This is a genomic window from Sinomonas soli, assembly GCF_054782415.1.
Window position 1 is genome coordinate 68,746 of record NZ_BAAGSN010000004.1, and the last position, 19,763, is coordinate 88,508.

The 19,763-nt window shown below is 74.0% G+C and carries 16 protein-coding genes; 3 read left to right on the forward strand and 13 right to left on the reverse strand.

Annotation, left to right across the window (positions count from 1 at the left end):
- Positions 1 to 92: 92 nt before the first annotated feature.
- The 3 genes from ACYVKZ_RS03665 to ACYVKZ_RS03675 are packed head-to-tail and all read right to left on the reverse strand — an operon-like array spanning position 93 to position 5,543.
- The gene (locus ACYVKZ_RS03665; protein ID WP_460990666.1) at positions 93 to 2,570 is read right to left on the reverse strand and encodes a PEP/pyruvate-binding domain-containing protein; all 2,478 of its coding nucleotides are present in this window, start codon (positions 2,568 to 2,570) and stop codon (positions 93 to 95) included.
- 8 nt (positions 2,571 to 2,578) lie between these two features.
- The gene (locus tag ACYVKZ_RS03670) at positions 2,579 to 2,980 is read right to left on the reverse strand and encodes a VOC family protein (RefSeq protein ID WP_460990667.1); all 402 of its coding nucleotides are present in this window, start codon (positions 2,978 to 2,980) and stop codon (positions 2,579 to 2,581) included.
- Between the two features lie 10 nt (positions 2,981 to 2,990).
- Positions 2,991 to 5,543 carry a bifunctional lysylphosphatidylglycerol flippase/synthetase MprF gene (locus ACYVKZ_RS03675; RefSeq protein WP_460990668.1) on the reverse strand — a complete coding sequence of 851 codons (2,553 nt, stop codon included), beginning with the start codon at positions 5,541 to 5,543 and terminating at the stop codon, positions 2,991 to 2,993.
- A 183-nt stretch (positions 5,544 to 5,726) separates the two neighbouring features.
- On the opposite strand from ACYVKZ_RS03675, the gene ACYVKZ_RS03680 reads away from it, so the two are divergent.
- A complete protein-coding gene (locus ACYVKZ_RS03680; protein WP_460990669.1) occupies positions 5,727 to 7,025 on the forward strand; it encodes an alpha/beta hydrolase in 1,299 nt (432 codons plus the stop codon).
- A gap of 10 nt (positions 7,026 to 7,035) precedes the next feature.
- On the opposite strand, the gene ACYVKZ_RS03685 is transcribed toward ACYVKZ_RS03680, so the two are convergent.
- The 10 genes from ACYVKZ_RS03685 to ACYVKZ_RS03730 form a co-directional block, all read right to left on the reverse strand.
- On the reverse strand, positions 7,036 to 7,785 hold the full coding sequence (locus ACYVKZ_RS03685; RefSeq protein WP_460990670.1) for an alpha/beta fold hydrolase: 750 nt from the start codon (positions 7,783 to 7,785) through the stop codon (positions 7,036 to 7,038).
- An 81-nt stretch (positions 7,786 to 7,866) separates the two neighbouring features.
- The gene (locus ACYVKZ_RS03690) at positions 7,867 to 8,259 is read right to left on the reverse strand and encodes a VOC family protein (RefSeq protein WP_460990671.1); all 393 of its coding nucleotides are present in this window, start codon (positions 8,257 to 8,259) and stop codon (positions 7,867 to 7,869) included.
- Between the two features lie 16 nt (positions 8,260 to 8,275).
- Positions 8,276 to 8,983, reverse strand: coding sequence for a response regulator (locus tag ACYVKZ_RS03695; protein ID WP_460990672.1), 708 nt, complete (start codon positions 8,981 to 8,983; stop codon positions 8,276 to 8,278).
- Position 8,984: 1 nt separating this feature from the next.
- Complete coding sequence (locus ACYVKZ_RS03700) at positions 8,985 to 11,516, reverse strand: DUF4118 domain-containing protein (RefSeq protein ID WP_460990673.1); 2,532 nt, start codon at positions 11,514 to 11,516, stop codon at positions 8,985 to 8,987.
- A 44-nt stretch (positions 11,517 to 11,560) separates the two neighbouring features.
- Positions 11,561 to 12,142, reverse strand: a complete 582-nt coding sequence (gene kdpC / locus ACYVKZ_RS03705; protein ID WP_460990674.1) for a K(+)-transporting ATPase subunit C — start codon at positions 12,140 to 12,142, stop codon at positions 11,561 to 11,563.
- A gap of 10 nt (positions 12,143 to 12,152) precedes the next feature.
- Entirely contained in the window at positions 12,153 to 14,276 is a 2,124-nt protein-coding gene (gene kdpB / locus ACYVKZ_RS03710; RefSeq protein WP_460990675.1) for a potassium-transporting ATPase subunit KdpB, read from the reverse strand.
- On the reverse strand, positions 14,273 to 15,913 hold the full coding sequence (kdpA, locus tag ACYVKZ_RS03715; protein WP_460990676.1) for a potassium-transporting ATPase subunit KdpA: 1,641 nt from the start codon (positions 15,911 to 15,913) through the stop codon (positions 14,273 to 14,275). The genes kdpB and kdpA overlap by 4 nt, the downstream gene beginning before the upstream one ends.
- 3 nt (positions 15,914 to 15,916) lie before the next feature.
- Positions 15,917 to 16,015: a potassium-transporting ATPase subunit F gene (locus ACYVKZ_RS03720; protein ID WP_460990677.1), complete on the reverse strand. Its 99-nt coding sequence runs from the start codon at positions 16,013 to 16,015 to the stop codon at positions 15,917 to 15,919.
- 257 nt (positions 16,016 to 16,272) lie between these two features.
- On the reverse strand, positions 16,273 to 17,919 hold the full coding sequence (locus tag ACYVKZ_RS03725) for a GAF domain-containing sensor histidine kinase (protein WP_460990678.1): 1,647 nt from the start codon (positions 17,917 to 17,919) through the stop codon (positions 16,273 to 16,275).
- Between the two features lie 225 nt (positions 17,920 to 18,144).
- Entirely contained in the window at positions 18,145 to 18,651 is a 507-nt protein-coding gene (locus ACYVKZ_RS03730; protein ID WP_460990679.1) for a MarR family winged helix-turn-helix transcriptional regulator, read from the reverse strand.
- A 147-nt stretch (positions 18,652 to 18,798) separates the two neighbouring features.
- Here ACYVKZ_RS03730 and ACYVKZ_RS03735 point away from each other — a divergent pair, with 147 nt between their 5' ends.
- Both ACYVKZ_RS03735 and ACYVKZ_RS03740 read left to right on the forward strand, forming a co-directional pair.
- On the forward strand, positions 18,799 to 19,020 hold the full coding sequence (locus ACYVKZ_RS03735) for a hypothetical protein (protein WP_460990680.1): 222 nt from the start codon (positions 18,799 to 18,801) through the stop codon (positions 19,018 to 19,020).
- Positions 19,017 to 19,718 carry a sigma-70 family RNA polymerase sigma factor gene (locus tag ACYVKZ_RS03740; protein ID WP_460990681.1) on the forward strand — a complete coding sequence of 234 codons (702 nt, stop codon included), beginning with the start codon at positions 19,017 to 19,019 and terminating at the stop codon, positions 19,716 to 19,718. The genes ACYVKZ_RS03735 and ACYVKZ_RS03740 overlap by 4 nt, the downstream gene beginning before the upstream one ends.
- Positions 19,719 to 19,763: the final 45 nt, after the last annotated feature.

Genomic DNA, 19,763 nt, shown 5'->3' on the forward strand with positions numbered 1-19,763 from the left:
CGGGGCCGAGGACGGACAAGCCGTCACAGGGCCAGCCGCGAGGCGGTGCTGATTCCCAGCTCGATGTCGACCATTGGGGGCCGCCCGCCCGCTCACTGCAGCACCTCGACGGTGCCGCGCTCGCCGTCCACGCGGAGGCGGTCGCCGTCGTGAATCAGCATGGTCGCGTTGCCGGTGCCGACCACGGCCGGGATGCCGAGCTCGCGGGCCACGATCGAGGCGTGCGAGAGCGGCGCGCCCAGGTCGGTGACCACGGCGGCGGCGCGCGGGAACATGGGCGTCCAGCCCACGTTGGTCAGGGTGGTCACGAGGATCTCGCCGGCGTTGAGCCTGGCGCCGTCCTCGGGGCGTGCGATCACCCGGGCGGTGCCCTCCACCACGCCCGGCGCGCCCGGGAAGCCGGTGACGGCCTCCTCGACGGGCACGGTGGCGCCGCGGGAGTCGTAGAGGTCGGTGCGCCGGTGCGGGTCCGCGGCCCAGCGCACGGGGTCGAACCGGCCCACGATCAGCCTGGGGTACGGCGGCAGTGCGGTGTACCGCTGGTAGGCGGCGCGCCGGGCGGGCACCCGCGCGAGCGCCGCCGGCCTGCCCTCGAGCACGTCGAGGAGCTCCTCGAGGTAGAGGTACCAGAGGTCGTCGCGGCCGGTGAGCTCGCCGGCGCGCAGCACGAACTCGCGCACCACCCAGAACGTCCGCACCGACTCCGAGCGCGTGTCCTCGCGGTCGCGGACAATCCCGTTCCAGCGGCGCACCTGCTCGCGCATCGCGGCCTCCCGGCGCGGGTAGCGGGCGGCGAAGCGTCCCCAGGCCGCCTCCCGGGCCTGCCGCTGGCGGGCGAGCAGGGCCTCCGTGCCGAGCTGGAGGTCGTGGAGGCCGGCGAGCTGGGCGTCGATCCAGCCGGGGTCCTCGCCGGGACGCGGCGCGGAGAGCTCGCACTCGTGCGGGCCGCGGTGGCCGTACTCGCGGGCGAACCCGTCCCGGGTGATCTCGCCGCGGGCCAGCCGGCCCAGGCCCACCAGCGGGCCGAGGCTGGCCAGCCCGCCGTCGGCGTTCACCCCGGTGAGCATCGCCTCGGCGTCGGTGCTGCCCATGAGCCTGCGCAGCTTCTCCCGGGTGTAGAGCAGCGTCCCGCCGCCCTGCCGGCCCGCGGCCTCGAGCATGCGGGCGGCCGTGACGAAGAGCGGCCCGATCTCCCGCCGGTAGAGCGCGGCGAGCTCCGCGGGCGAGCCGGTGGCCGTGATGCGGGCGCGGAGGTCGGCGCAGCGGCTGCGGGACTCGGCCAGGAAGGGGCGCATCTGGGCGAGGTTCGCCCGGGCCCGGCGCCGCACGTGGACCGCCCCGGGCACCATGCGCTTGAGCGTGGCCCAGTCGAGGACCTTCACGGTCGGCACGTCGAGGCCCTCGGGGATGCGGCCGAACACGTTGGCGACCGTGCTGGCCCAGCCCTTCACGTGGAGGGACCTGACCATGGAGTAGATGGGGGTGAGGTTGAGGTAGAAGCGGCCGCCGATGTTGCCCACGAGGTCGAAGCCGGGGATGGCCGAGGCGGACATGGCCTCGTGGATGAACAGCTTCACGAAGGACCACGTGATCGGGGTCATCACATCCGGGATGGCCTCCCCGAGGTTCCCGCTGGTCCACAGGTACACGCCCTTGGCCGTGTCGTTCCATTCCCCGAGCTCCGGTCCGAGCACGGTGATCGGCCGCGCCTGCACGATCGCGAACCGCCCCCGGCTCCGGGCCCACTCGATGTCGACCGGCACCCCGTACAGGTCCCCCACCCGCGCGCCGAGCGCAGCCAGCTCGAGCGCCTCAGCGGGAGCGAGGACGGGTTCGCGGCGGCGCTCCCCGGGCACGGGCCGCTCCTCGGTCCCGTCCGCGGTGCGGACGGTCATGACCGCCTTGTCGCCCACGGTGGTGCTCGCCACGGCGCCGCGGCGGACGACGACGCCATCCGGGATCACCCGCCCGCCGACCACCGACTCGCCCAGCCCCCACGCGGCGTTGATGACCGTCTGGTCCTCGCTGCCGGTCACCGGGTCCGCGGTGAACAGCACCCCGGACGCGTCGGCGTCGACCAGCTCCTGCACCACGACGGCCAGCGCCACCGACTCGTGCGGCACCCCGTGCTGGTCGCGGTAGGCGACCGCGCGCGGGTTCCACAGGGACGCCCAGCACTTCCGCACGGCCTCGAGCAGGCCGCTGCCGCGGACGTTGAGATAGGAGTCCTGCTGCCCGGCGAAGGACATCCCCGGCAGGTCCTCCGCGGTGGCGGAGGAGCGCACGGCAACCGGGACGTCCTCCCCGAGGCCGGCGTAGGCGGCCAGGATCTCCTCCGCGAGCCCGGCGGGCAGCCCGTGGCCGGCGAACAGCGCGGCCGTTCGGACCGGGTCGCGGGGGTCGATCTGGTCGCGGAATCCGGCGACGAACGCCCCGTACGCCGCCGTGGTCACGCAGAAGCCGCCGGGCACCGGGAGCCCGGCCCGGACCATGCGGGCCAGCGAGGCGCCCTTCCCGCCGGCCGACGCGAGGTCGGCGGCCTCATCGCCGAGCGGCAGCACCCACGCCACGGGTCACCCTACGAGGGCTCGAAGCCGATCAGCCAGTGGAGCCCGAACCGGTCCACGACCTGCCCGTCCGAGGCGCCCCACGGCCGCTCCTGGAGCGCGTCGACGACGCGGCCGCCGTCGGCCAGGCCGTCGAACCAGGCCCGCAGCGTCGGCTCGTCCGCCGTCCCCAGGAGCGAGAGCATGAGCCGCTCGGTCCGCACGCCCGGGCCCCCGGCGTCGGCGTCGGCACCGCAGAGGTGCACGACGCCGGTCAGCTCGCCGTGGGCGATCGCGTCCCCGGGTCCGTCGGCGCGCCCGAACTGCGCGCGCGTGTAGAGGGCGAGGTCCCCGCCGAAGACGCCGTGGTAGAAGCCGAGGGCCTCGCGGGCGTTGCCGGGGAACAGGACATAGGGCACGGGAGGTGCGGACATATGCCACAGGCTAGGCCCCGCGCGGCCGGCGGGACAGCCCCGACGCGGCGGGGCTGCGGAGGAGGCCCACGGCGAGGCGGCGCGCGAGGCCGAGCTGCTGGGTCGGGCTCGGGTGGGGCAGGTAGGCGTGGGTGAGGGCGGTCGCGATGGCCGGGAGCGCCGCGGGATCCGGGTACGCCAAGTGCAGGGCCTCCCAGCGTGGGTGGAATCTGGCCTTGAAGGCGTGCAGCGTGCGGAAGCCGTAGGCAGGCTCGAGGAGGCTGCCGAGCCAGCGGAGGACGCCGTCGAGGGCGGAGCCCGGTGCGGGGACGGGTCCGCTGCGGGCCAGCGGCGCGCCGGAGAGGCTGAGGGTGTGGAAGCCCTGCTCCTTCAGGTCCAGCGCCGCGGAGGCGATGAGGAACTCGATGGCGGGCCGGAAGCCGGTGCTGCGGCGGCGCATGAGGTCCAGGGTCCAGCCCGTGACGGCGCCGCCGGCGTGGATGGGCAGCCAGGAGGAGATGGCGTGGACCGTGCCGGCGGCGTCGAGGGCGAGCAGGAGGCGCACGGCGGGGTCCTTCATCTCCTCGGCCCCGCCCAGGGTGAACCCCATCTCGGGCAGGCCCTTCTCCGCGATCCATGCGGAGGAGATCGCCTCGATCTGCTCGCGCTCGTCCGGGGTGGCGTCCGCGTAGGTGGTCCAGTGGGCGCGGATGCCCTCGCGGTGGGCGCGGTTGAGGGCTGTGCGGGTGTTCTGGTGCCTCCGGCCGGTGAAGTCGAGGGCGTCCAGGTCCAGGACCGCGTCCTCGGCGATCTGCACCGTGGCCCAGCCCAGAGCGGCGGCTGTGCCCCTGGTGTGCTCGGGGACGGCGTAGAGGCAGGGGGTCCAGCCATTGGCGGCGGCGTACACCGCGAAGGCTGCGAGCTCTTCCTGCTCCTTCCCGGGCGGGCACACCGGAGGGCCGAGGGCGAGGGCAACACCCGCGTAGGGGCGGTAGGCGATGTACCCGGCGCCGTCCGAGGTGAACCAGTACCGGTTCCCGGCCCACGTGGTCATCCACTGCAGGCTGCACGTCCCGCCGGCCGCCGCCAGCAGGAGTGCGGCGCGCTCCCGGTCGCCGGCCGGGGCGCGGACGGCGGACCTGAGGAAGGTGCCCAGGGCGAGGGTGCCGGCGGCGGCCCAGAAGAGTATCCCGACGCCCTCGTAGAGCACGGTGGCCGGGAAGGTCTCGGGGACGAACGCCGGCGGGGTGTCCGTGAGGTAGCCCAACGGGAGGAACCGGTCGGGCAGGTCCGCGAGGAGATCAAGCGGCCGCGGCGGGTCGGAGAAGTCGCTGGCCAGGGGCAGGCCGGCCCCGAGGTAGAGCAGAGCCAAGGCTGCCGCCGTGCCGGCGAGCTGGGCGGCGAGCCTCCGGTAGGTCCCGCGGGGCGCGCGGACCGCGAACTGGGCCCGCGTCGCCGCGAGGAGCCCGGCGAGGACGGCGGGGGTGAGCAGGGGCAGCACCAGGGCGAGCTTGTTGCGGAACGTTCCCACGTGCACCGCGCCGAGGCCCTGCGCCGCCGCGCTTCCCGAACCGGCAGGGGCCAGGGCGGCCACGATGTCCACGATCGCGATGGCGGCCAGGGCGCACTCCACGGCCACGGCCACGGCCCAGGCCGCGCGCCGGCCGCGGCGGATCCCCTCGGCGAGGACCAGCAGCAGGACGGTGGGCAGCACGGCCATGAACACCGCCCCGGCGCCTGCGCGCTGCTGCAGGAGGGCCGCGGCGCAGCGTCTGGCCGCGGAGGGGTCCGAGCACAGGGCCTGCACCGCGTCGGGGTCCACCGGCTGGAGCCCGGTGAACACCAGGTGCAGGACCGCGAGCGGGCCGGCGGCATGCGGCTGCATCCCGGCGATGACCGGGCCCACCGCGGCAGCGCCCACCGCGACCGCGATCAGGGTGCGCGACTCCCGGCGCGAGATTGCTGCGGGCCACAGCCGGGGTCTGTGACGGTGCAGGGCCGGTCCGAGGACCAGCCCGGCAGTGGCGGCGAGGAACCTGATGAGGTCTGCCAGGGAGCCGCCGTACAGCAGGAGCAGGGACGTGAGCGCCAGCACCACCAGCCGGATCCTGCGCCGCCACAGCGGCGCCATGCCCGCGGTGGCGGCCATCAGCGCTCCGAGTGCCATCGCGCTGGGGCCCGCGAAGGAATGCCTGAGCAGCTGGGATGACCAGGCCCCACCGGCGGCGCGCAGCCCGTGGGCCAGCGCCGCGCCGGCGAGCACCGCGGCCGCGTGGGTGCCGAGGGCGGCGGCTGCGAAGCGCCGTGGCCCCAGACGCCGCTCGGCGAGGGCGCCGGCGGCCAGCAGGAGCACTGCGCCGAGGAGGACCACGGGCACGTTCTGCGGCCACAGGGCGCTGGCAAGCACCGCCCACCACCGATCCGGGAACGAGTGCGGCGTCACGGCGATCCCGTGCGCGTCGGCCCACCCCAGCGCCCGGACTGCTCCCGCGGCCAGGAAGACGGCGGTCAGGAACACCGTGACCGGGGCCCCCCGCAGCGCCGATCCGAGGTGGGACAGAGGCGGCGGGAGCGAACGGCGCATGGCGTCCTTCTCCCCTCTGACCCGGGACTCCTAGGGGCAGTAGAGCGGGCGCCCCGTTGCCCGTGCGTTACAGTCCCTCCTCCGCCGGGGGCGCGGGGCCGCCGAATGGTCCCGGTAACGGCCGGGCAACGTGCCTTCGGCTTCACTCGTGCCCACCGACGCGCCCACGACGGAAGGGCAGCCATGGGACCGCTCATTGCGTTGGACCTCGTCCAGGGCCCCCTGGCGACGACGGCTGCCCTGCTCGCCCTTCCCGCTGCGGCCTTCCTGCTGATCCGCAGGTGGCGCCGGGGCGCGCTGTTCCCGCTTCTCGCTGCTGCGCTCGCGGCGGGGATCGCCTACGGGGCAGGGGAGTGGGCCATGTCCTCGGGCCTGAGCACGCACCCGCTGCCCCTGCCGGTCCTGGGCTGGATCGCTGCGGCGGCCGGCGCCCTCATCCTCGCGGCCGGCGGCATCTACCGCGGCCGGTGGCTCCGCCGCGTCCTCGGCCCGGTCGCCGCGGTCCTCATCGTGGCCGCGGCAGCGCTCCAGATCAACGCCTACTACGGCTTCTACCGCACCGTGGGGGACCTCGCCGGGGCGAGTACGGCCGACATCGCCCCGCTGACCGCCGCCTCCGGGAAGGCCCCTGCCGCCGCGCCGCAGCCCGTGCCCCTGTCCGGCTGGGTGCCGCCGGCGGACATGCCCGACCACGGGCAGGTGCGGTCTGCCCGCATCCCGGGCACGGTCTCCGGCTTCACCGCGCGCCGCGCCTACGTCTACCTCCCGCCGGCGCACGCCGTCCCGCGGCACCCGGCGCTGCCCGTCCTCGTCCTGGTCGCCGGCCAGCCGGGATCGCCGGCCGACTGGCTCACCGCGGGGCGCCTCGAGCACGTGCTCGACGCCTTCGCGGCGGCGCACCGGGGCCTGGCCCCCATCACGGTGGTCGTAGACCCCAACGGCGCGCTCACCGCCAACACCATGTGCATGGACTCGCGCATCGCCCGCGCCGACACCTACCTCGCCACCGACGTGCCCGCCTGGATCGCCGCCACGCTCGATCCTGCGACCGACCACACCCGGTGGGCGATCGGCGGCTTCTCCTTCGGCGGCACCTGCGCCATGCAGATGGCAGCCCTCCACCCGGGCACCTTCCGCAATGCCCTCGTCTTCAGCGGTGAAGCCGAGCCCGCCCTCGGCCCCAGCCGGGCCGCCACCATCCAGCAGTCCTTCGCTGGGGACACCGCGGCGTTCGAGGCCCTCACGCCCCTCCACCAGTTCAAGAAGCGGCACTACCACCACTCCTGGGCCTACTTCGCCGCAGGCGCCGAGGACGCAGAGTTCACGGCGTGCATGCACACCGTCGCTTCAGCGGCGGCCCGCGCGGGGATGACGGTCCGGGCCGAGGGGGTCCCTGCCGTGGGCCATTCGTGGAGGGTGCCTGCTGCCGCGCTCGGCCCGGCCCTCGACTGGCTCAGCCGCCGGCTCGCGCTCGCGCCCTGACGCCGGGCGCCTACCGGACCGGCGCGCCCGCGTGCCCGAGCAGCAGCCGGGCCACCTCGTCGGCATCCCGGTACATGAGCGAGTGCGGGGCGCCCTTGATCACCGCGGTGCGAGCGTGCGGGGCGGCGTGCTCGAGCTGGCGCGACCACGAGGGCGGGGAGGTGGGGTCCTTCTCGCCGGCGATGAGGAGCAGGTCAGCCTCGACGTGGCGGATGCGTTCCTCCATGCGATGGTCCATCATCTCGCCCAGGGTCAGGGCCCACCACCGCGGGCCGCAGAGGGCGTAGTCCCGGGCGAGGATCGCCTTGAGGGCCCACGGCTCGATGAGCCCGTCCTGGAGCAGGCGCAGCGCCTGGCGGGGGACCGTGCGCTCGCGTTCGTTGACGGTGGGGGCCAGGAGCGCGGCCTTGCTGACGCTGGGCCGCTGGAGCGCCATCTCCACCACCACCTGGGTGCCCATCGAGTGGCCCACGAGCACGGGGCTCTCGCCGCACACGCTCTCGAGGACCCTCCAGGTGGCGCGGGCGAACTCGCCCATGGACAGGGGACGCTTGGGCTCGAGCTTCTTGCCGTGGCCGGGCAGCTCGATCACGTGGACCCTGCCGGCGGCGGAGAGCCGCTCGGCCAGCGGCCGGAAGTAGGCGGCGGAGGCGCCGATGCCGTGGACCAGGACGAACTCGCCGGGGCCCTTGCCCGCGCCGCGGATGCGGAAGGCGCCGGGGCCGGCGAATTCGAACAGCTCGCCGAACGGCTTGGGCACGGGCACTCCTTCTCGGATCAGGGCCCCGTCATAGTACAGGCCCCCGCTGGGGGAGGCGCCCAGCCCGGCCCCGGGCCGGGATCACCCCAGGCGGGCGGCCTTCACCGCGGGAGGGGTGGCGCCCTGGAGGACCCAGCGGTTGCCGTCCGGATCGGCCACATGGGCGAACAGCACCCCGCCCAGGTCCAGCGCCTCGCTGACCTCCGCCCCGCGCCGGAGGAGCTCCTCGCGGACGGCGGGCAGGTCCGGCACCACGAGCTGCAGGCCCTCGAGGCTGCCCGGGGCCATGCCGGTCATGCCCGTGCCGATCACGATCGAGGCCGCCGAGCCGGGCGGGGTCAGCTGCACGACCCGCATCCCCGGGATGTGCTCCACATCGTGGTCGAGGACGAACCCCAGCTTCTCCGTGTAGAACGCCTTCGCCCGCTCCACGTCCGCCACCGGTACCTGCACGACTTCGAGGCGCATCTCCATGGAGCCAACCGTAGCCTCACCGGCCGTCGGACGGCCGCGCCCCCGCCGCCGGGTCCTCGAACCGATACCCGCGCCCGGCCTCGGTGATGAGGTGCCGGGGATGCGCGGGGTCGGCCTCGAGCTTGCGGCGCAGCTGGCCCATGTACACCCGCAGGTACTGGGTCTCCTCCGTGTACGCCGGCCCCCACACCGTCTGGAGCAGCTGGCGCTGGGTCACGAGCCGGCCCCGGTTGGCCACGAGCATCTGCAGGACGCCCCACTCCCGCGGGGTCAGGTGCACGCGCTCGCCGGCCCGGGTGACCGTGGCGGCGCCGAGGTCGACCACGAGGTCCCCGGCGTCGACCACCCCGCCGGGGGAGGGGTGCACCGAGCGGCGCTCGACGGCGCGCAGCCGGGCGAGCAGCTCGTCGAGCCCGAACGGCTTCGTCACGTAGTCGTCCGCCCCGGCGTCCAGCGCCTCCACCTTGTCCGCGGACCCGTGCCGGGCCGAGAGGACCACGATCGGCATGTCCGACCACCCGCGGATCCCGCGGATCACCTCCGACCCGTCCAGGTCCGGCAGGCCCAGGTCCAGCACCAGCACGTCCGGCGGCCGCGAGGCGGCCAGGCGCAGGGCCTCGGTCCCGTTCGCCGCGACCGTCACGCTGTAGCCCTCGGCGCGCAGGTTGATCTGCAGGGCACGCAGCAGCTGCGGCTCGTCGTCGACCACGAGCACCCTCTTCACGTCAGTCCCCTTCCTCGTCCCGGGGGCCCGCATAGAGGGGCATCCGGATCACCATCGTCAGGCCCCCGCCCGGGGTCGGCTCCGCGGCGAGCACCCCGCCCATCGCCTCCACGAAGCCCTTCGCAACCGCGAGCCCCAGCCCGATCCCGGGCCCCTTCCCCTCGTCGCCGAGCCGCTGGAACGGCTGGAACATGGCCACGACCCGCTCCGGCGGGACGCCCGTGCCGTGGTCCACCACGCGCAGCTCGCTCACGGGCCGGTCCCCGATGCCCGGGGCGAGCAGGCCGCCGGCCGTCGCGACCACCACGACGTCGCTGCCCGGGGCGTACTTGAGGGCGTTCTGCACGACGTTCGCGAGGGCACGCTCGAGGAGGCCGCGGTCGGCGTCGATCGCGGGGAGGTTCGGGGCGAGGTCCACCCGCACCGCCCCGGCGGGGAACTCCGCCAGCACCTCCGCGACCACCTCGCGCCACGCCACCGGCTCGTGCAGCACGGACAGCGCCGCGCTGTCGATCCGGGACATGTCCAGCAGGTTCGCCACGAGGCTGTCGAGCCGGCCGGCGTAGGAATCGATGGCCGCGAGCATCTCCGCGCGCTCCTCGGCGCTCATCGACCCCGGCTGCCGTTCGAGGGCCGTGACCGCGAGGCGGATCCCCGCGAGCGGGGTGCGCAGATCGTGCGAGACGGCCCGCAGGATCGAGGTGCGGATCCGGTTGGCCTCGCCGAGCCGGACGGTCTCCCGCAGGCTCGTGGCGAGCTCCTGCCGTTCCAGCAGCGCCGCCAGGTGCGCCTCGAACGCGGCCAGCAGGCGCCGCTCGCCGCCGCTGAGCGGCCGCCCCCGCCACGCGAGGGTGAGCCCGGGCCCGATCCGGTCCGCCCCGTCGGCCCCGTCCGGGTCTGCCGGGGCACCCGTGCCGGCCTCCGCGCGGACCGTCCACCCGCCGTCGTTCGCCGCCAGCAGGCTCACTGCGGCGAGCTGGAACTCGTGCCGCAGCTGCCCGAGGAACTCCGCCGGGCCCTGGTCCCGCGCCAGCGAGCCGCGCGCGAGCTCGCTGAGGGTGCCAGCCTCCGCCCGCGCCACGGCCGCGTCCCGCGAGCGCCGCGAGGAGACCCCGACCACGAGCGAGAACGCGACGGCGACCGCGAGGAACACGGCCAGGGCGAAGAAGTTCTGCGGATCGGCGATCGTGAGGTTCCCCACCGGCGGGGTGACGAAGTAGTTCAGCAGGAGCGAGTCGAAGACCGCGGCGACCGCCGCCGGCCACAGCCCGCCGATGAACGCCACGAGCACCACTGCGCACAGGTGGGCGAGGGCCTGCGTGGTCAGGTTGATCTGCGGGAACGGCGCGAGCGCCGCGGTCATCGCCACCGGCGCGGCGAACGCGAGCACGTACCCCGCGACCGTGCGGGGCCGCCCCAACAGCGGGGTCAGCCGGCGCCGCGGCGCCCGCCCCGCGAGCGCGTGGGTCACCATGTGCACGTCGATCTCGCCGGAGTCGCGCACGACGGCGGTCCCCACCCCTCCGCGGCCGAGCAGCTGCTGGAGCCGGGTGTGGCGGGAGACCCCCACCACGATCTGGGTCGCGTTGACGCTGCGGGCGAAGTCGAGCAGGCTCGCGGCGATGTCGTCCCCGGCGAGCTGCTGGTAGCTGCCGCCGAGGTCGCCGACGAGCGCCCGCTGCGCGGCGAGGGGCTGCTCGGACCCCTCCGTGAGCCCGTCCGGGGTCCTCACATGGACGGCGAGGAGGTCGCCGCCGCTCACCCGGGAAAGGATCCGGGCCGCGCGCCGGATGAGCGCCTCGCCCTCCGGGCCCCCGGTCAGGGCGACGACGACCCGCTCCCGCGCCGGCCAGGTGTCCTCGATGTGGTGCCGCTCGCGGTAGGCCGCCAGGCCCTCCTCGACGCGGTCGGCGAGCCAGATGAGCGCGATCTCCCGCAGGGCCGCGAGGTTGCCGAGCCGGAAGTAGTTCGCCAGGGCCGCGTCGATCTTGTCCGGGGCGTAGACGAGGCCGGAGCCCAGCCGCTGGCGCAGCAGCTCCGGCGGGATGTCCACGAGCTCGATCTGGTCCGCGGCCCGCACGATCGCGTCCGGGATGACCTCCTGCTGGCGGGTGCCCGTGATCGACGCGACCACGTCGTTGAGCGAGGCCAGGTGCTGGACATTGACCGTGGTGAGGACGTTGATCCCCGCCTCGAGCAGATCGTCCACGTCCTCCCACCGCTTCGCGTGCCGGCTGCCGGGTGCATTGGTGTGGGCGTACTCGTCCACGAGGACGGTGTGCGGGCCGCGGGCGAGGACGGCGGCCACGTCCATCTCCGGCAGGCTCGCGCCCCGGTACTCCACCAGCCGCAGCGGCACCTGCTCGAGCCCCTCGGTGAGGGCCGCGGTCTGGGCCCGGCCGTGGTCCATCACCACCCCCACCACCACGTCGGTGCCGGCGGCGGCGAGGCGGTGGGCCTCCTCGAGCATCGCGTACGTCTTGCCGACCCCGGGCGCCGCGCCGAGGAAGATGCGGAGGCTGCCGCGGTCCATGCTCCCGATTCTTCTACGCCGTCCCGTCCCGCCGCCGCATCCTGCTATCTGAGCCGCGCGGCGAGGGCGAGATTGAGCGTAGTGGTGTTCACGGCCGGCTGGCCGAGCAGCCCGAGGGCCGGGCCCGTGGTGGCGGCCGCGACCAGCTGCTGCACCTCCGCCGGGCTGAGCCCGGTGGAGCGCGCCACCCGGGGGAGCTGCAGCTGGGCGTAGGCCGGGGAGATGTCCGGGTCCAGCCCGCTCGCCGAGGCGGTGACGGCGTCGAGCGGGACGGCCGACGCCGGCACCCCCTCGCGTGCGGCGACCGCGGCGCGGGACTGGGCTTCTGCCTTCGCCAGGGCCGGATCAGAGGGGCCGAGGTTCGAGGCGCCCGAGGACGGCGGGTCCCACGTGACGGCAGAGGGCCGGGGGAAGAAGAGCCTGCTCTCCTTCTCCGGCACCGCCTGGGCGAGGAGCGCCGAGGCCGCCGGCCGGCCGCCGAGCTGGGCGATCGAGCCGTTCGCCTGCGCCGGTGCGACCGCCTGGCCCACGCCGAACACCACGAGCGGGTAGAGCACGCCGAGCAGCACGGTGGCCACGGCCAGGAACCGGAAGGAGGTGCCGAGCTGTCTGAGGTAGGCGTTCACGTTGGCCCTCCTAGTGGAGCCCCGGCACGACGGCCAGGACCAGGTCGATGATCTTGATGCCGATGAACGGGGCGATGATGCCGCCCACGCCGTAGACGAGCAGGTTCCGGCGCAGGGCCTGCTGGGCGCTCACCGCCCGGTAGCGCACCCCGCGCAGGGCCAGCGGCACGAGCAGCACGATGATGATCGCGTTGAAGACGACCGCGGCGAGGATGGCGCTCTTCGGGCTGGTCAGGCCCATGATGTTCAGCACGCCCAGCCCGGGGAAGACCGCCACGAACAGGGCTGGGATGATCGCGAAGTACTTCGCGACGTCGTTCGCCACCGAGAACGTGGTGAGCGAGCCGCGCGTGATGAGCAGCTGCTTGCCGATCGCCACGACGTCGATGAGTTTGGTCGGGTCCGAGTCGAGGTCCACCATGTTGGCGGCCTCCTTCGCCGCCTGCGTGCCCGAGTTCATCGCGACGCCCACGTCCGCGGCCGCGAGGGCCGGGGCGTCGTTGGTACCGTCGCCGGTCATGGCCACGAGCTGCCCCGCCTTCTGCTCGGCCCGGATGCGGGTGAGCTTGTCCTCGGGCGTGGCCTCGGCGAGGTAGTCGTCCACGCCGGCCTCCCGGGCGATGGCGGCCGCGGTGAGCCGGTTGTCGCCGGTGATCATGACGGTGCGGATGCCCATCCGGCGCAGGGCGGCGAAGCGGTCGGCGATGCCCGGCTTGACCACGTCGGCGAGGTGGACGGTGCCCAGCACGCGGGGGCGCCCGCCGTCGTCCGTCGCCACCACCAGGGGTGTGCCGCCGCCGCCCGCGATCGAGTCGACATCGTCGCGCACCCCGGGCGGGACGTCGCCGCCGAGCTCGCGGACCCAGTGCGCCACGGCGGAGGCGGCGCCCTTGCGGTAGCGGCGCTGGCCGTCGTCGAGGCCGCTCATGCGGGTCATGGCCGTGAACTCCACGGCGGTCACCTGGCCGTCGCGCAGCCGGTAGAGCTCGTCCAGGCCCGGTCCGTCCGCGCCGCGCTCGCCGGCGAGGTCCACGATCGAGCGCCCCTCCGGGGTCTCGTCCGCGAGGGAGGAGAGCCGGGCGGCCTCGACGAACTCGCCCTCGGGCACGCCGGGGGCGGGGAGGAAGTCCACGGCGCGGCGGTTGCCGAACGTGATGGTGCCGGTCTTGTCCAGCAGGAGCGTGGTGATGTCCCCGGCGGTCTCCACCGCCCGGCCGCTCGTGGCGAGCACGTTGTGGCGGACCAGCCGGTCCATCCCCGCGATGCCGATCGCCGGCACGAGCGCGCCGATCGTCGTGGGGATCAGGCACACGAGGAGGGCCACGAGGACCACGGGGGAGGGGACCGCGCCGGCGAGGGCCGCGAACGGCACGAGGGCCACGGTCACGACGAGGAAGATGATGGTCAGGGCCACGAGGAGCACGTGCAGGGCGATCTCGTTCGGCGTCTTCTGCCGCTCCGCGCCCTCGACGAGGGCGATCATCCGGTCGATGAAGGTCTGCCCCGGGTCCGCCGTGATCCGGACCACGATCCGGTCGGAGATGACCTTGGTCCCACCCGTGACGGCCGAGCGGTCGCCGCCGGACTCGCGGACCACCGGCGCCGACTCGCCCGTGATCGCGGACTCGTCCACCATGGCCAGCCCCTCGACGATCTCCCCGTCCGAGGGGATCACGTCCCCCGCCTCGCAGACCACGCGGTCGCCCTTGCGGAGGTCGGGCGCGGGGACTTCCTCCTCCTGGTTGTCGCGCAGGCGCCGGGCCACGAGCCCCTGCCGCCCGGCCCGTAGGCTGTCCGCCTGCGCCTTGCCGCGGCCCTCGGCGAGGGCCTCCGAGAAGTTGGCGAACAGCACGGTCAGCAGCAGCCACCCGGTGATGACCAGGCTGAACACGGCGTCCGGGCTCGCCTGGACGAGCTGCACGACGCACGCGACGGCGGAGGCCGCGGTGCCGACGAGCACGGTGAACATGACCGGAGACTGGCGCATCTGCCGAGGGTCCAGCTTGGCGAAGGACTCGGGGACCGCCGCGAGGATCAGGCGCCGGTCGAAGGCCCTGCGGCGCTTGTAGGCGTGGCCGGAGAGCTCCGTGACCCGGGGCGCGGGCGTGTGGGCCGGGGTCTGGGTGGTGGTCATCGGATGGTTCCCTCTGCGATGGGCCCGAGCGCGAGCGCCGGGAAGTAGTTCAGGGCCGTGAACAGGACGGTCACGGTGCCGAGGAGGCCGGCGAACAGCGGCCCGTAGGTGGCCAGGGTGCCGGGGGAGGGCGGGATGGGCTCCTGCGTCGCGAAGCTCCCGGCGAGGGCGAGGACCAGCACCATGGGCAGCACTCGCCCCACCCACATGGCCACGTCCATGAGCGTGGAGACGAGCGGATCCGAGGCGGCGAGTCCGGCGAACGCCGAGCCGTTGTTGTTCGCCCCCGAGGTGAACGCGTACAGCAGCTCGCTGAACTGGTGCGGGCCCTGCGCGGGGGCGTCCGCCACCGCGGACGGGATGAGCACCGCGGCCCCGGCGAGGACGAGCACGAGGACCGGCGTGACGAGCAGGTACAGGGCCGCGAGCGTCATGTGCCGGGCCTGGACCTTCTTGCCCAGGTACTCCGGCGTCCGCCCCACCATGAGGCCGCCCAGGAAGACCGCGACGACGGCGAGGACGAGCATGCCGTACAGGCCCGAGCCCACCCCGCCGGGGGCAACCTCGCCGAGCATCATGTCGAACATGGCCATGCCGCCGGCCAGGGGCGGGAGCGAGTCATGCGCGGCGTCGACCGCGCCGGTCGAGGTGAGCGTCGTCGCCGTCGCGAAGATCCCGCTCGCGGCCGGTCCGAAGCGCTGCTCGAGGCCCTCGCCGAGGGTGGGCCAGGCGGCGACGGCCCAGGCCATGAGCCCTGTCGCCAGGAGCCACAGCGAGCCCATCACCGTCAGGATCGTGTAGCCCTGCCGCCGGCTCCCGACGAGGCGGCCGAACGTGTACGGGAGCGAGAACGGGATGGCGAGGAGCAGGAAGACCTCGAAGACGTTCGAGAATGCGTTGGGATTCTCGAACGGGTGGGCGGAGTTGGCGTTGAAGTACCCGCCCCCGTTGGTGCCGAGCTCCTTGATGGCCTCCTGGCTCGCCACGGGGCCGCCCGGGATGGTCTGCGCCGCCCCGGTGAGCGTGTTGTGGACCTGGGTGGGCGAGAAGTCCTGCACCACTCCGGCGACCACGAGCACCACCGCGGCGACGGCCGCCAGCGGGAGCAGGACACGGAACGTGATCCGCGTCAGGTCCACCCAGAAGTTCCCCAGCGAGTCGGTGCCCCTGCGGACGAAGCCCCGGATGAGGGCGAAGGCGACCGCGATCCCGACCGCGGCCGAGACGAAGTTCTGCACGGCGAGGAAGGCCATCTGCACCACGAACCCGAGCGTGGACTCGGGCACGTAGGCCTGCCAGTTCGTGTTGGTGATGAAGGAGACCGCGGCGTTCATGGCGACCCATGGGTCCACCCCGGGCAGCTGGCCGCCCGAGAGCAGCGGCTGGAGGCGCTGGGCGGCGTAGAGCAGGACCACGCCCGCCACGGAGAAGGCGACGACGCTGCGCGCGTAGGCCCTCCAGGTCTGCTCGCTCTCCGGGGCCACGCCGGCTGCCCGGTAGATCCACCGCTCGAAGCGGAGGTGCCGCGGGCTGTCCGCGACCGCGGCGAGGTAGGCGCCCAGGGGCCGGTGCACCGCAGCGAGCGCTACGGCGAGGACCGCCACGAGCGTGAGGAAGGTCAGGATGCTGAACTGCACGGCCTACCTCCCGCCGGGCCGGAACAGCTGGTCCACGAGGTAGACGCACAGGCCCAGGGCCAGCAGGCCGAGCAGCGTCCAGGAGACGAGGTCGCCGCTCATGCCCTGTCCACCAGCTTCGCCAGGGCGGACACGGACCACACCATGAGGCCCGCGAGTACCAGAAAGATCGCCACGACGGCCAGATCGGCCATGACCATGCCCTTCCGCGGGCCGCACCGTGCGGCCCTGCGGCACCAGTGAAACCCGGCGGCCGGGCCCGGGAAGGGGATCTTGACCCTTTCCTGACGGCGTGCGCCGGCTTCTTTGCGGGGCCCTTACGGGCGGTGCTACGGCCGGTGCGGCGCCCGGTCAGGAGGCTAGTCGGGCATGGTGCTCCAGATGACCCTCGTTCCGTGGCCCGGGCTGCTCTCGATGCTGCTGGTGCCGCCCAGGGACGCTGCCCTGCGGCGGATGTTGGCGAGTCCGCTGGTCCGCTCCGGGCTGTCGAAGCCCTGCCCGTCGTCCTCGATCACGACCCTCACCCCGGTCTCGGCCACGGCGATGGCCACGGTGACGTGCTCGCCGCCGGAGTGCTTCGCGGCGTTGCTCACCGCTTCGGTCACCACGGCCAGGACCTGCCGCGCGATGGGGGAGGGGAGAGTGCTCAGGCGGCCCTCGACGTTGACGGTCGGGGTCATGGAGCTGTCCCGGAGGGGCTCGTGGACCGCCTTGAACAGCGCCTGGCCGAGGTCCTCCCGGCCGGTGTGCTGCGCCTGGAGCGAGTAGATCGTGGAGCGGAGCTCGCGGATGCTGTCGTCCAGCTCCTCGGTCAGCCGGTCGATGCGGGCCTCGGCCGCGGGGCCCGTGGTGAAGTGGCGCAGGCTCTGCACGCTCAGGCCGGCCGCGAACAGGCGCTGGATGACCAGGTCGTGAAGGTCCTGCGCGATCCGGTCCCGGTCGACCGAGAGCAGCGCCTCCTCGCGCTGGCGGTGGGCGACGTTCAGCTCCAGGGCCAGCCCCACGTGGGAGCCGAAGGCGGCCCCGTAGTGGTGGTCCGCCTGCGAGAAGGACCTCCCGCCTGCCTGGTGCGCGAGCAGGAGCAGCATGTTCTCCTCGGCCGAGCGGTGGCCCAGCGGGATGGCCAAGACCTGTCCGAGCTTCTCCGCGGCGCCGGGGCCGAAGACCTCCTCCGGCTCGCGCAGCACCGCGGGGCGGCCCTCCTCGACCGCCGCGCGGAGGCTCCCGGAGAGGCGCAGGCCCTCGCCGGCGGCCAGGGCCGCGGCTCCGACAGCGGCCCGGACCTTGAGGGCGCCGTCCTCGGAGTGGGCGACGACGGCGAGGAGGCAGTCGGAGGCCTCGAGGGCGTGCTCCGCGACCAGGGCGAGGTCGTCCGTGGAGCTGGGGGAGTTCTCCATCATGAGGGACTCCGAGATCTCGATGCCCGCCTCGAGCCAGCGCTGGCTCCGGCGGCTCTCCTCGTACAGGCGCGCGTTCTGGATCGCGACGCCGGCCGCGGCAGCGAGGGTGGACGCCAGCTCCTCGTCCTCGGCAGTGAACTCCTCCCCGTCCTCCTTCTCGATGAGGTACAGGTTCCCGAGCGCCGTGTCCCGCATCCGGATCGGGACGCCGAGGAAGCGCAGCGGCGGCCCGTCCTCGGACATGCCGTCCGCGAGCGGGTGCCGCCCCAGGTCGCGCAGCCGCGGCAGCTCGGCGTCTGCGACCGGCTCGCCCAGTGCGCCGTGACCGATCAGGCGGGCGGCGTCCTCGTCGGGGCCCACCGTGATGAAGTCGCTGAGCATGCCCTTGTCATCGATCACGCCGATCGCCGCCGAGCGCGCCCCCACGATGTCCGCCGCGGACTGCGCCACGCTCTCGAGTACGTACGGCAGGCTCAGGTCCTCCGTCATCGAGACGATCGCGCCCATGAGGTTGTTCATGTGGCCCTGGACCCGCAGCAGCTCCTGGGCGCGCTCGATGAAGTCGCTCAGCAGCTCTTGGGCCTTCCGCGGCCATCGATGGGGCATGGACGCATCCTCCTCGACACGTCGGAAAACTCAGACAGGGCGCGCTGCTTGACCCGGACGGCCCCGGACTGTCGGATCCGGGCCGCACTCTTGAGTCTGGTCGACTCCCTGCCGATGCGCCAGCCGTCCGTCACAATGCGTTCCGGCCGGGGCCCCGGCCACCATGGGCGGCGAGGGGGGGCGGGAGGCGACGGGGCCGGCGTCGTGCGCCGAGGGCGCCCGGCGTCAGGCGTGCTTGGCGGGCTCGATCTGGTCCACGGCGGCCCGGATGCCCTCCAGGAAGCCGATCACCGTCTCCGCCTCGTCCTCGCTGAGGGCACCGGCGGCGGCGATCATCCGCTCGTGCATCGCGCCGAGGGTCTTGCGGACCTCCTCGTCCGAGCCCGGGGTGGGCCGGAGCACGAGGGCGCGGCGGTCCGTGGGGTGGGGCTCGCGGCGCACGTGGCCGCTGCGGACCAGCCGGTCGATGAGGCTCGTCATCGAAGCGGAGGTGATGCCCAGGCGCACCGCGAGGTCCTTGGGGCTGAGCTGCTGCCCGCGGGAGTCCGCCTCGAGGAGGTAGCGGAGGGCGAGGAGGTCCGTCTCGCCCATGGACATCGAGTCCCGGGTGCGCCGGCGCATCGCCGACTCCGCGGCCTTGTAGTCGCGCAGCGCGTTGAGCACGCGGACGGCGCGGGTCTTCTGCGCAGTGTCCTGCTCGTACCAATAGCCCGTGGCGTGGCGCGTCTGCATCCGAGTCCTCCGGAGATACCTAGTTCATCTAGCAATCATCATAGCGTCACTATCCCTTCCCCCTCCGCCTCGACGCGAAGCATGTCTTGGGATATAACTAGCTAGGCTAGCTACTAATCAATGAGCCTAGCTTCAAAGGAGACCGGCATGCTGCTCGATCCGATTGCCCCCGCTGAGACGGCCAACCCGTCCGGCGCCCCCGTCCACTGCCAGGAGCCCATGCGGCTCGCCCCCTCCGCCGGCGCCTCCGCGATGCAGGGGGAGGGGACCCCGCTCGAGTGGGGCTGCCGCTGCGGCTTCCGCCTCGACGCCGGCCTCGTGCCGCTCCCGTTCTCCGGATCGCACGACGCCGGCGCGGTGGCCCCGTGATCCCGGCCCGCCTCGTGCTCGAGCACCTCTCCGTGGCCGACGCCGTCGCGGCCCGCCACCGCTACCCGGGCCACGACCCGGAGGACATCCGGCAGGTGGCCCGGATGGGGCTCGTCATGGCCGCCAACCGGTACGAGGAGAGCCACGGCAATGGGTTCGCCGCCTTCGCGGTGCCCACCATCACCGGCGTGATCAAGCACCACGTCCGGGACACCTCCTGGGCCGTGCGCCCGCCGCGTCAGGTGCAGGAGCTGCGCCTGGAGGTCAACGCCGCCCGCCGCCGGCTCTCGCAGGAGCTCGGCCACGAGCCCACCGCGGAGGAGCTGGCCCGCGAGACCGGGGCCAGCGCCGAGCGGGTCGCCGAGGCCCAGACCGCCAACGCCGCGCTCGCCGCCGTGCCGATCCAGCCCACGGACCCGGACGACGGCCAGCCGGTCCACGCCTGGTCGGTGCTCTCCGTGGTCGAGGAGGGCTACGAGCAGGTCGAGACGCGCGAGGAGCTGCGCGGCCTGCTCGCCGTCCTCAGCGACGAGGAGCGGCGTCTCCTCGCGCTGCGCTTCGTGGACGAGATGAGCCAGAGCGAGATCGCCAAGGTGATCGGGGTCAGCCAGATGCAGGTCTCCCGGCTCCTGCGCCGGATCCTCGACCGGGTGCGGCGCCGTGCCGCCGAGGAGGCCCTCAGCGGGGCCATCGCCTGAAGATGTGTCACAGGCACCCCGCTTGGATAAAGGTCACCTAGACTT

Excerpts from the sequence above, each read along its gene's own strand:
- ACYVKZ_RS03725 (WP_460990678.1), bottom strand. The coding sequence starts at position 17,919 with ATGCCCCATCGATGGCCGCGGAAGGCCCAAGAGCTGCTGAGCGACTTC.
- ACYVKZ_RS03680 (WP_460990669.1), top strand. The coding sequence starts at position 5,727 with ATGGGACCGCTCATTGCGTTGGACCTCGTCCAGGGCCCCCTGGCGACG.
- ACYVKZ_RS03735 (WP_460990680.1), top strand. The coding sequence starts at position 18,799 with ATGCTGCTCGATCCGATTGCCCCCGCTGAGACGGCCAACCCGTCCGGC.
- ACYVKZ_RS03670 (WP_460990667.1), bottom strand. The coding sequence starts at position 2,980 with ATGTCCGCACCTCCCGTGCCCTATGTCCTGTTCCCCGGCAACGCCCGC.
- ACYVKZ_RS03675 (WP_460990668.1), bottom strand. The coding sequence starts at position 5,543 with ATGCGCCGTTCGCTCCCGCCGCCTCTGTCCCACCTCGGATCGGCGCTG.
- ACYVKZ_RS03690 (WP_460990671.1), bottom strand. The coding sequence starts at position 8,259 with ATGGAGATGCGCCTCGAAGTCGTGCAGGTACCGGTGGCGGACGTGGAG.
- kdpB (WP_460990675.1), bottom strand. The coding sequence starts at position 14,276 with ATGACCACCACCCAGACCCCGGCCCACACGCCCGCGCCCCGGGTCACG.
- ACYVKZ_RS03700 (WP_460990673.1), bottom strand. The coding sequence starts at position 11,516 with ATGGACCGCGGCAGCCTCCGCATCTTCCTCGGCGCGGCGCCCGGGGTC.
- ACYVKZ_RS03730 (WP_460990679.1), bottom strand. The coding sequence starts at position 18,651 with ATGCAGACGCGCCACGCCACGGGCTATTGGTACGAGCAGGACACTGCG.
- ACYVKZ_RS03720 (WP_460990677.1), bottom strand. The coding sequence starts at position 16,015 with ATGAGCGGCGACCTCGTCTCCTGGACGCTGCTCGGCCTGCTGGCCCTG.